Below are 10,161 nucleotides of genomic sequence, written 5' to 3'. Positions count from 1 at the left end.
GCTCGGTCAGATTCGCATCCCCGAGCTACCGAGAGGCCCTGTCTTTACGCGCGTACAACGGGAAGATCACCCGACCAGGAACCCTGTTCGACCCGCACGTTCCATGATCGGTTGAGATACGGCTTCTAAGCCCAGTGCCGCAGCGAACTGTTCGCGTGCGGCGGCCACCAGCTGACCGCGCATCGTGGTGTCAGCGGTGATGGGCCCCAGCTCCAGTGGTTGCGCTACGTCAAGGCGCAGCTTGTCACGGAGCCGGTGGCGCAGTGCGGGCCACCAGCTTCCGGCGGGGCGGGCCACCAGCAGGACGCGGGTTCGCTCGGGGTGGCGCAGCATCGCGTTGCCCAGCAGCAACTGCAGGTCGTCGGTGGGCCATCGGTCGGCGTACTCCACGATGACGACCAGCCGCGGACTGCTATCCCCCGGAGCAACCGTCGTCAGCGAGGTCGGGTCACTCAGATGGTGCGCGGCCCACACGGTCCAACCCTGCTCGGCCGAGTCGGCCGCGAACCGGGCAGCCAGTCGGGTCTTGCCCTGTCCGCCGGGCCCGTGCACCAGTTTCACGGAGAGGCCCCTGTCCTCGTCGTTTCGCCAGGCAGCCAGCTCGGCCAGTTCGTCACGGCGCCCGGTGAACCCGATCACCTCACACTCGGCGGCCAGCAACCGGCTGGGCCGGGCCGCTGCCTCGTCGGCGGTCAACGGTGGCGGCGAGGCGGGGAAGGGCTCAACGCGATACACCGGGTGACCGTTTCGGATGTGCATGTCACCGCGCTGCACCACATACAGGCTCCCGCCCGGGTACGCCGTGTTGATCTGCCGATACACATCCGGCCCCCCGCGCTCGCCGCTCCTGGAGACGTCCCCCTCTTCCCCGTCTTCCGCGCCAGGCATGACACTCATCCAGCGCTGCCAGGGTCGCGGCTCTCCCGCGAGGAATTCCCCTCTCGGGACCCTTCTCTGGCGGAATTCCCCTCGTAGTAGTGCAGGTCTCCCCGTTGCACGGCGAAGGTCGGGCTCTCACGGGACACATTGACCTGCTGGTAGACGTCCCCAGGCTCCGCTCGGCGCAGGGACGGAGACAGCACCTCGCGCAGTACGAGATCCAGGTGGTCGGTGAGTTCAGGGTTGTCCTCGAGCAGCTCCGCCAGTCGGCGCTGCCATTCCGCAACGAGTGCCTCCCGTCCCGGGACGTCGTCCTGCTCCCGGGCCGCCAGAGCTTGCCTCCGGAGCTGGTTCATGTCCTCCTCGACCACCGACACTTGTTGAGGATGACTTCGGCACCACACGGCGACCATAGTGTCCCGCACTTTGGCCCAGGCATCGGTGGCCATAGCCCCGACGAGCGCGGATCCCGCAGCGGCTGCCAGTGTGACCGGATCCATGACCGAGTTCCCCCCTCGACTCCGAGCAATGCTCTGGCAGGTTACGTACGCGCCAGTCCCTGCGGGGCTCCATTTGACATTTCCATCCGTCTGCGTCACTGATCAGGCCCTCCAGGGCATCGAGTGAAAGGACCTGGGAGTCGGGCCGGGTGCTGCCCCCGGCGTCTCAGCTTGTTTTTTATGGTTTGTGAGCTTTGAGATGATTACGTTCAGCGATGCTCTCTGGGCGCCTGGTCGATTTGCCCACGTCGTAACGGGTGGCGGGTCGCCGGTTCTTCGAGCCAAGTAGGCTTCCTCGGACGGGAGTTGAGGGTTTGGGTGCACGGGCCGGACTGTGCAGGTGAGGGCGGAGGTTCCTGAACCCCCGGCGGACGCGGGCCGGGGTGAGCCGGGCGGGCTCGGCCCGCTTCTCCCAGGGGCGGCGGAGATCGGCCGCGGCCTCGCGGGTGTGCCGGAGCTGGGTATGTGCCGCGATCACGAGCCACGTCCACCGGTCCGCGGCCTCGGGACTACGGAGCCTGGGACGGGTCCAGCCGAGCGTCTGCTTCACAAAACGGAAAGTATGTTCAAGATCGAAGCGCCTCAAGAACCCTTGCCACCGCAGGTCGACGTCCTCGCTGGTCATGCCGGTCTTGGAAGACCACGGCCAGACGGGCAGTGGGTCACCTCCGCCGGGCAGATGGTCCACCTGGAGGCGGATGAGGGTGCCCTCGATGATGGGGAGTTCGCCGTCGTGGTCGATCCACGCGCTGCGAGTGGTGAGCCGGGGGTGGATGCGGGCCCAGGCCATGGCCTGGGCGGTGCCGTAGCGGTCGGTGACCTGCACCGTCTCCGCGCCGGGCTCACCCCAGGTATCGGGCCTGGCGAAGCGGAACTCCTTGCCGTGCTTCGGCGGTCGCCCGCCCTGGGGATAGCACAGGGCGTACTCCTTGAGTGAGGGTGTCGGCCGTCGCATGACACGGTCCGCACGCGTCCGTCCCAGCACCTCGACGGGCAGTCCGTGGAGGAGGTAGGCCATGCGCGGGGCGTCGTAGCCGGCGTCGAAGACGACCAGGATGTCCGGGTCGCCGTCCTCCCACTGGCCCTGGCCGATCAAGTCGTTCACGACGCGGCGGACCTGCCGGGCGGTGACTTCGGCGACATCGTCGTCGGGGCCGAGGCGGACCGCGTCCAGCAGCTGGCACCACAAGGTACGGCCCGTCTCCAGCGCGGCGACGAACGAGTACGGCCAGCCAGGGATGAACTGGTCGCTGGAGCGTCCCGAGCGTCCGTAGACGTCAGAACAGCCGGGCCGGGCTGGACAGGGTGTCGGGGCAAGGTCGCTGCACAACGTCCTTGCGCCGACGGGCCGCCCGGGCCGGGCCGGTGGTCGTCAGCCGCCAAACACAACCCCAGCCCACACCCCCACCCCCAGCCCGAAGCACTCCCCTCCCCTTCTCAACCAACCGTCAACACACCAGGTCAACCACTACCCGACACACCAACTAACACCCCCTTGAGCGTCAACCACCGGCTCCATCCGAGATCGTCGAGCTGTGCTGTCGCGGTGGACCCCACCAGCGAGGTGGGGCCCACCGCGTGGTTCAGCCCGAGAGTCAGTACAGGCCGGTGTAGCCGTTCCAGCCGGTGGCGATGCGGGTCTTCGTGCCGAAGGTGGCGGCCGACGTTCCGTTCCAGCGCCACAGGGCGCCCGCGCTGTCCCGGCCGACGAGGTCGGGACGGCCGTCGCCGGTCAGGTCGCCGGGGACGGCCAGGGCGTTGACGCTGATGCCCTGGGCGATCCGGACCCGGGCGCCGAAGCCGCCCTTGCCGTCGCCGAGCCACCGCCAGAGCGCGCCCCTGCCGTCCAGTCCGACCATGTCGCCGATGCCGTCGGCGTTCAGGTCGCCCGCACCGACCAGCCGGGTGTAGCCGCCCTGGCCCGCGGCCAGCCGTACCCGGTCGGTCAGGCCGCCCTTGCCGTCTGCGGAGTACCGCCACAGCACACCCGCCTTGTCACGGGCGACCAGGTCGGCGAGCCCGTCACCGGTGAGGTCGCCGGGCGAGGTCAGCGCGTTGTACCCGCCGAAACCGGTGCCGAGCAGGCGGTGCGTGGTCCTGGGCGTGAACGCTTTGCCGCAGGTGCCGTCGTACCGGGTCAGCCGCCCGGCGGAGTCCCGGACGAGGAGGTCGTTGCACACGTCGCCGCTCAGGTCACCGAACGGCACGAGAGTCGACGAGGTGGGCCAGCCACCGGCCAGGGTCCTGTGCGCGCTGTCGATGGTGCCGCGCCCGGTGCCGGGCTGGATCGCCAGCCTGCCCGCGCTGTCGAAGGTGATCAGGTCGCCGATACCGTCCCGGCCGAAGTCGTGCCGCTCCAGCGACCGTACCGTCAGCGGCCCGTCGTAGATCGGCGTGTCCGTCGTCGCGCCGTTCGCGGCCCGGGCGGTCAGGCTCACCCGGTAGGAGCCGGTGCGGACCAAGGCCCCGTTCTCGGTGCGCCCGTCCCAGCCCGCGGTGAGCTCCCCGTGTGCCGGGCCGCCGGTGACGGTCCGTACGACGGCGCCGCTGGGAGTGGTGACGGTCAGCTTCCAGCTCGCGGTCGGCCTGTTCATGTACCAGGTGCCCCCGAAGCCGCCCTTGCGCAGGTCGACGGAGGTGGGAACGGTGGAGTGGGTCGCCGTGAGCGGGGAGTTGGTCACCTGCGGCCACTTCACCGTCACGTCACCGGACGCCGTCTGGTAGGCGACGGGACCGCCGAACCGGTCCACGTTCCAGAACCGGCCGCGCCGGTCGGCCGGAGCGTACGGCGGCGACGGCAGCGGGCCGAGCTCCTCCGTGCCGGCCCGGTCTGCGGGGACGGCGCCCTTCAGGTAGGTGATCAGCAGCTTGCCGGCGTCGTCGTCCTGGGAGACCAGGTAACCGTCGCCCAGCCGGGCGTAGCCCTGCGGTACCTCCTGCTGCGATTGTCGGTCCAGGTCGTAGACGCCCGCCTCGTCGTCCGGCCCGCAGGACCAGTAGAGGTACCGGTTCACCACCTGTAGATCGGTCGGGAGGCAGGAGGCGATCGCCACGCTCTCCAGCTTCCGCATGGACGGCAGCGAGTACCTCTCGTACACGGTCGCGCCCTGCGGGGCGGTCGCCACCCACAGGGTGTTCCCCCACAGGGCGGCGGCCGGCCAGGAGCCGGTGGCCAGTACCTTGCTCCCGTCGCGCACCTGCAGTTTGCCCTGACCCCGGGTGATCACCATGTAGGAGCCGGACGCCGCCAGGACGTCCCCCGACACCCCGTCCCCCGGCGGGGGAAGAGTGCCCTCCCCCGTGCCGGTGAACCGCAGGCACAGGCCGTAGCAGGTGGCCCAGTAGCTGTAGTCGGGGTTGTGCACCTCGTACCCGAGGTCGCCCATGTTCTCTCGCGGGGCGGCGGTCAGTGTGCCGTCAGCCGCCTGCGAAATGTCGGTGCCGGTGAGATCGGTGCCGTCGTACAGTCCGGGCGCGTTCGCGTGCTCGGTGCCGAGCAGCACCCGCCCCTGGTCGACGGCGATGCCGCCGGCCTCGTACACCGAGACCGCGGGCAGCGGTGCCACCGGCTCGAAGGCCGGGACCCCGTCCGCGCCCAGGGTGACGTGCTGGATCGCCCAGTGCTCGGCGTCCGTACCGCCCGCGATGGAGAAACTGCCGTCGTCGCCGTCGACGAAGCTGCCGGACGAGGCGGGCAGCAGCGTGCGCGCCGGGCCGCCGGTCACCGGTACCGCGCGGATTGCGTTCTTGCTGTCCTCGTCGGGGTACATCAACCAGTCGCCGATCGCGCGGGCCTTGAGGAGAACGGATCGCGGTAGGTCGATCACGTGCCCGGGGGCCTGCGGACGGCTCCGGTCGATGACATACAGGCGCGAGTTTTGCCATGCCTTGTCGATGGCGTAGAAGAGCACGGTGTCGCCGGCCAGATGGGGGCGTTCCAGGAGGCCGAAGTCGTCGCTCGGTACGTACGTCACCGCGGCGGTGGCGAAGTCGAGCAGCGCAGTGCGCCAGGGGTTGGCGCCGCCGGCCTGCTTGTACCAGAAGGCGGCCCCTCGCGTGTCCGAGGCCTCTTCGAGCATCGTCCCGCTGAAGTCGTCCGCCACGCCGGTCACCGGCCGGTCGATCAGCTTTCCGCCGCCCGCCGGCATCTCCAGCAGCCGGAGCGTCCACTTCTCGTCGACCTTGCGGGCGACGACCAGACGGTTCTCGGCGAAGATCCTGGTGGCCCTGTCGCCGGCGGGTACGTAGAACCGGGTCACCTGGTTGGTGGCGTAGCGCCGGATTTGGTACAGGTTCGTCGTCCCCGCGGCTCGTTCCAGTCCGAGGCCGCCGTTGTAGGCGTTCGTCGTGCCATAACGCCGGAATTCCCTGGTCGAGCCGTCACGGCCGGTCCATGTCGCTGGTGACGCTCCATTGTTCAGCTCGTTCACGGACAGGTACCCGGAGTCGTCCACGGCGACCAGGTTCACCTGCCTCGGCACCACCCGGTGCTCGCCGGTCAGCGTGACGGACGGCATGTCCCCGTCGTCCGCCGCGACGGCCGGTCCGGACGCGAACTGCAGCAGCCCGGCCACCAGCGCCAGGGCCGCCGCGACCGGCACCGCCCCCGCCCTCGACCGCTTTCCTCTCGGCGCCGTACGCAAAATCGTGCGTCTCAAGCGTCCCACCCCCATGTGGTCTTCGTGCCCGGCTTTCCGACTCGTACCGCTTCGTCAGACGCACACCGACCCGAGGACGTTGTACGGCGGCAGGGAAACAGACGGGTTCGGCGACGGGAATCCCCGGTTGTCATCCCCTCACCCCGGGGCCGACCCTGGTACGGAGGTCCTCGGGCCGACGCCGACACCGAGGCCTTGGTACGAAGCTCCTTCCCGGAGTTCCTCGCCCGCACCCCCGACAGACCGCTGTGACCGCCTTCAGCCACCGAACCGTCCGGGAACAATCCGTCGCTCCGGCGAAGTGGCAGCTCGCGCCGCACCGGCCACACGGCCCGGCGGGCCTTCACCGTGCGCATGGCGGCGCAGCAGGGCGGACGGCGGAGTCCCGGTCCAGGGGCGAGGTCGGTCTCACCGCTCAGACGCACCGGTCTGGAAACGACTGCAGCCGGCACACCCCACGGGCGTGATCCGATCACTGCGACCCAGCCCAGTACTTTCCCTGGAGCCCATCCGACCCACGCGGCTCACCTCAGCACACGTCGGCGGGCAGATCCGCGGGAGGCGTAGCGGCGTAGAACCGGCGCAGCGGCTCCTCGATCTTCTTGCTGGCTACCTGCTGGATCAAGGGGTGGGGGCCGGATCGATGGACAAGGAAGGCGCGTCTGACCGCAGGATGATCTCGCCCCAGTCGCCCAGGATCTTGTAACCGCCGTGGAGACTGCTCAGAGAGTCGACAGAACCGAAGTCGGCACTGCCGCTCGCGTCGATCGCAGGCTTGATGACACTCTGACCCGCCCAGTGCAGGTCACGTACGGATGAGAAGACAACTCTGGCCTGTCGGAAGCAGGCACGCTCCCCTGGTAGCGGGGGCAGGTATTCGGGGTGGCCCGGCAGGAGCAGCAGATCGAGTCTGAGGGTCAGAACCCCAGGGTGGACCGCGATGTCCAGTACGTAACTGTCCTCCAGACTGACGTTCTTGAACCCCGGGAAGGTCGGGTAGTCGTTGTGCAAGGCATACCCCTCGGACTGGCTGCAAAGTGCTGATCATGACCCTGACCGATGGCCGCCATGCCGGACCCTACTCGGTCGGGTGAAGACGGCCGGATCGCAGAACCTTTTCGGGCGCCGGAGCGTAGTGGCGTACATGGGGCCGATCAACGAAGTGCATGTGGAACGGCCAGGGACTGCCATGGTGGAGATCGTGGCGTGCGACGACCAGACCGCCTTCGCCGTCCAGGAGCTGCTCGCCGCGCGGTGGGCGACGGCAACGGCGGACCGTACGACCCGGGATCCGGGGCAGCCCGGCGTCAGGCTGCGCTGCCACCTGGACGTGCGCCAGGAACTCAACCCACAGCACCCGACAGGCGAGGCGGGCGAGGTGTCGTAGCGCGCTGACCTGCCATGGTCGGGGCGGATGGCCGACGGCGCCCAGGCCGTGGTCGGGTAGCCGCAGTCACCCGACCAGTGGCTCCGCAAGGAGGACGACTCGATCTACTTCGACCAAGTCACGGTTCGCCGCAGCCATGCCGTCCTCGGCCGCACGGACTCACCCTGGCTCTTCCCCGGAGGCCAGCCCGGCCGCCCGATCAGTACCTGGGCCATGGGCGAACGACTCAGCGAACTCGGCATCCGCCGCGCACAGACCCGCTCGACCGCGCTGTGTTCCAGCTCGCCACCGAACTGCCCGCCCCTGTCCTTGCCCGCACGCTCGGCATCGACATCACCGTCGCCGTCGCCGCCAAATGGCAGCGGGCCGCCGCCGGGGACTGGGCCACCTACGCAGCCGAGGTCAGCCGACGCACGACTTCACCAGCCGTGCATCCGAGCGGAAATGCCGGTCTCGGACATGGGCACCGGCAGGAATAGTCACTGGTCAGACCGCCGATCACCGACGGGTTGAGTAGCCTCAAGATCTACGATGACCACCATGGAACCACTGCCCGCCCTCGTCCACCTGGACAGCCCTTTCATCAACTTCCGGGACTTCGACTTCGGCAGGGGCTCTCACGGTTACCGCTGGGTCGCTGCCAAGCGTTTCCAGCTGTCGTCCGAGGCGCTTGACGACCGAGACGTGCTAGCTGCCTTGATCGCGCATCCTCAGTTTCGGGACACGTACGACGGAGCCGGCGTTCAAGACTGGCCACGGCATGGCCAGTGGTGGCTCGACCGCATCGCCCCTGACGCCTACGAGACCGTCGATGCCGAGATGGCGGTCGATGTCGTCCACTCCTGGGCCAACCAGTATGGAGACGTCCCGGAATCGCTCGCATCACACCTGCGCCAGGAGATCTACACCCCGATCCGCAAGGCAACAAGCAGATATCTGCTGGGACAGCTTCCCGAGGGCGCGTTCCACGACTACGGCCCGATCCACATCGACTACCACGAACTCGTCCTCATCGACCGCCCGGCAGCGTCACTCACTCTCCTCGTCGCAGCTGACGACTGACGCTGCCGCTACCCCGCCACGAGGGCTTGAAGTGGGGGTATTCAGGCAGTTCCGATACCCGACTCCACCGTTAGCCGTCTACCCCACCGAGACCATCGAAGCCCACCGCGCCTTCATCACCCGCCCCTGCGCCCCGCCGAGGAGTACCGCACCCCCACCGACGCCGAATGGGAAGACTTCCTCGGCCACTTCGAACGCCGCAAACTCTCCGTCGGCACCTGCGCCCGCGCCTACGGCACCGCCTGCATTCATGAGAACGCCTGCGTTCGTTGCTCTCCCCTCCGGCCGGAACCGGCCCAGCGCGGCCGGTTGGGGGAGATCCGCGACAACTTCGTCGCCCGCATCGCCGAGGCCGAGCGCGAGGGCTGGCTCGGGGAGGTCGAAGGACTCCGGGTCAGCCTGGCTGGCGCCCAAGACAAGCTTGCTCAAATGGACCGACGAACTCCCGGCGACACGGCGATCAACCTCGGCATGCCAGGCAGACCCCCAGCTCAACCCATCGGGGAGGAGGGATCGGCTTCGCTGAGACAATCTCTGGATGACGAGCAATGAGATCCGGTTCGCGTGCCAGCACCGTGGCGATGCGGGCGCGCTCATGATCGTCCCGCGCATCGACGGAGCACCACTGCCGGAGCTGATCGACGGGTTCGAGATCGCGGCCGGGATGAAGCCCGCAGGCGACGCCTATGGCGGTCTGATCCCGGAATTCTTCCGGTTCGGCCCGATGCTGGACCACTTCCTCGGACGGTCCACCAACGCGATGGGGCCGAAGACACCGGTTCTGGGTTGTGAATGCGGCGAGTGGGGATGCTGGCCGCTCATGGTTCGCATCACCGCGACGGCCGACCTCGTGACCTGGGACGCTTTCGAGCAGCCCCACCGCACAACACGCGACTACACGGCGTTCGGCCCGTTCCATTTCGACCGCCACCAATACGACGACGCTTTGCGCGCTCTGAGCGCGACAATCAGCTCTGACAACAGGTGAGTTCACCCGCGCCGTCCCATCAAGTTCAGCAGGAGTCGCCGCATGGATCCGGCAGACAGTCACACGGACGAAATCGCTCTGAGCGCTCAAGAGTACGACGCCGTCAGGGCAGCTCTCGCCCGTGTCACCAGCACCGGAGGTGGAGCACAAGCCCGCTCCCTCAACTCCCTCCTCGCACAGTGGAGCGCTTTGGTGGACGAGGTGGAGGAGGGCTACTCGTGGTGCCCGCCGGAACTCGACCACGATCTCTCGTGCCGGAACGCGCTCGCGGCAGTCTGGCCGCTGCTGCCCTCACGCGTTCGCGCGATCAGGCAACCGGAACTCGATTGCATCGACGTTCGCCATCGCCGCGCGACGATTCCATGGCCTGACCGCCCCGAGGAAGGTGCTCGATGGTGGACATGGTGTGTTCCCCGGCGCCTTGAAGTCGAGGCCGCAGAGCAACGAGATCCGGACTGGCCCTTGGGATGGGAGGTGATGCCGTTCCCCCGACCCGCTGCCGTGGAAGTCGTCACTTGACAGTACGTGTCGGTCAGACCCCAACCAAGCGAATGTAGTTCAGAAGCCGTATCTCAACCGAACATGATCGCTTGATCTCTGCTGGTCAGGCATGGTTTCGCTCGTAGTGAGGGAGGCATGCGGCGTCTTGTTTCCGCTCCGTGAGCGAGGGGTGCGCGATGGCGTCGG

The 10,161-nt window shown here is 68.3% G+C and carries 10 protein-coding genes and 1 pseudogene; 5 read left to right on the top strand and 6 right to left on the bottom strand.

Translation table 11 applies throughout. The annotated features are described in order from the left end of the window. Nucleotides 1-66 precede the first annotated feature (66 nt). The 5 genes and pseudogenes from G3I71_RS44275 to G3I71_RS44255 all read right to left on the bottom strand — a co-directional run bounded on the left by G3I71_RS44275 (nt 67) and on the right by G3I71_RS44255 (nt 7,048). Entirely contained in the window at nt 67-888 is an 822-nt protein-coding gene (locus tag G3I71_RS44275; RefSeq protein ID WP_164324456.1) for an ATP-binding protein, read from the bottom strand. A gap of 5 nt (nt 889-893) precedes the next feature. Further along, nucleotides 894-1,256: a hypothetical protein gene (locus G3I71_RS44270; protein ID WP_164324454.1), complete on the bottom strand. Its 363-nt coding sequence runs from the start codon at nt 1,254-1,256 to the stop codon at nt 894-896. 301 nt (nt 1,257-1,557) lie between these two features. Then, nucleotides 1,558-2,655, bottom strand: a pseudogene (locus tag G3I71_RS44265) (transposase); the annotation flags it as partial. 319 nt (nt 2,656-2,974) lie between these two features. Beyond that, complete coding sequence (locus tag G3I71_RS44260; protein ID WP_164324452.1) at nt 2,975-6,037, bottom strand: FG-GAP-like repeat-containing protein; 3,063 nt, start codon at nt 6,035-6,037, stop codon at nt 2,975-2,977. 621 nt (nt 6,038-6,658) lie between these two features. Beyond that, nucleotides 6,659-7,048, bottom strand: coding sequence for a hypothetical protein (locus G3I71_RS44255; RefSeq protein ID WP_164324450.1), 390 nt, complete (start codon nt 7,046-7,048; stop codon nt 6,659-6,661). A gap of 178 nt (nt 7,049-7,226) precedes the next feature. Between G3I71_RS44255 and G3I71_RS44250 the strand changes: the two genes are divergently transcribed. From G3I71_RS44250 to G3I71_RS44240, 3 genes are all read left to right on the top strand, one after another. Then, nucleotides 7,227-7,424 (top strand): DUF6207 family protein, encoded by a 198-nt coding sequence (locus G3I71_RS44250; protein ID WP_239149736.1) that lies wholly within the window; start codon nt 7,227-7,229, stop codon nt 7,422-7,424. Between the two features lie 272 nt (nt 7,425-7,696). Further along, nucleotides 7,697-7,903, top strand: a complete 207-nt coding sequence (locus G3I71_RS44245) for a hypothetical protein (protein WP_203732972.1) — start codon at nt 7,697-7,699, stop codon at nt 7,901-7,903. 61 nt (nt 7,904-7,964) lie between these two features. Continuing rightward, nucleotides 7,965-8,486: a hypothetical protein gene (locus G3I71_RS44240; protein ID WP_203732970.1), complete on the top strand. Its 522-nt coding sequence runs from the start codon at nt 7,965-7,967 to the stop codon at nt 8,484-8,486. 78 nt (nt 8,487-8,564) lie between these two features. Here the strand turns inward: G3I71_RS44240 and G3I71_RS44235 are convergent, their stop codons facing one another. Then, the gene (locus G3I71_RS44235) at nt 8,565-8,915 is read right to left on the bottom strand and encodes a hypothetical protein (protein WP_164324444.1); all 351 of its coding nucleotides are present in this window, start codon (nt 8,913-8,915) and stop codon (nt 8,565-8,567) included. 109 nt (nt 8,916-9,024) lie between these two features. On the opposite strand from G3I71_RS44235, the gene G3I71_RS44230 reads away from it, so the two are divergent. Together G3I71_RS44230 and G3I71_RS44225 are read left to right on the top strand one after the other, a co-directional pair. After that, complete coding sequence (locus G3I71_RS44230; protein ID WP_164324442.1) at nt 9,025-9,474, top strand: hypothetical protein; 450 nt, start codon at nt 9,025-9,027, stop codon at nt 9,472-9,474. Between the two features lie 42 nt (nt 9,475-9,516). Further along, nucleotides 9,517-9,993, top strand: coding sequence for a hypothetical protein (locus G3I71_RS44225; RefSeq protein WP_164324440.1), 477 nt, complete (start codon nt 9,517-9,519; stop codon nt 9,991-9,993). The last annotated feature ends 168 nt before the right edge of the window (nt 9,994-10,161 follow it).

It is taken from the genome of Streptomyces sp. SID12501 (assembly GCF_010550245.1).
Lineage (GTDB): Bacteria > Actinomycetota > Actinomycetes > Streptomycetales > Streptomycetaceae > Streptomyces.
The sequence above is the reverse complement of the archived record's forward strand: the minus strand, read 5'-3'. Positions and strand labels throughout refer to the sequence as shown.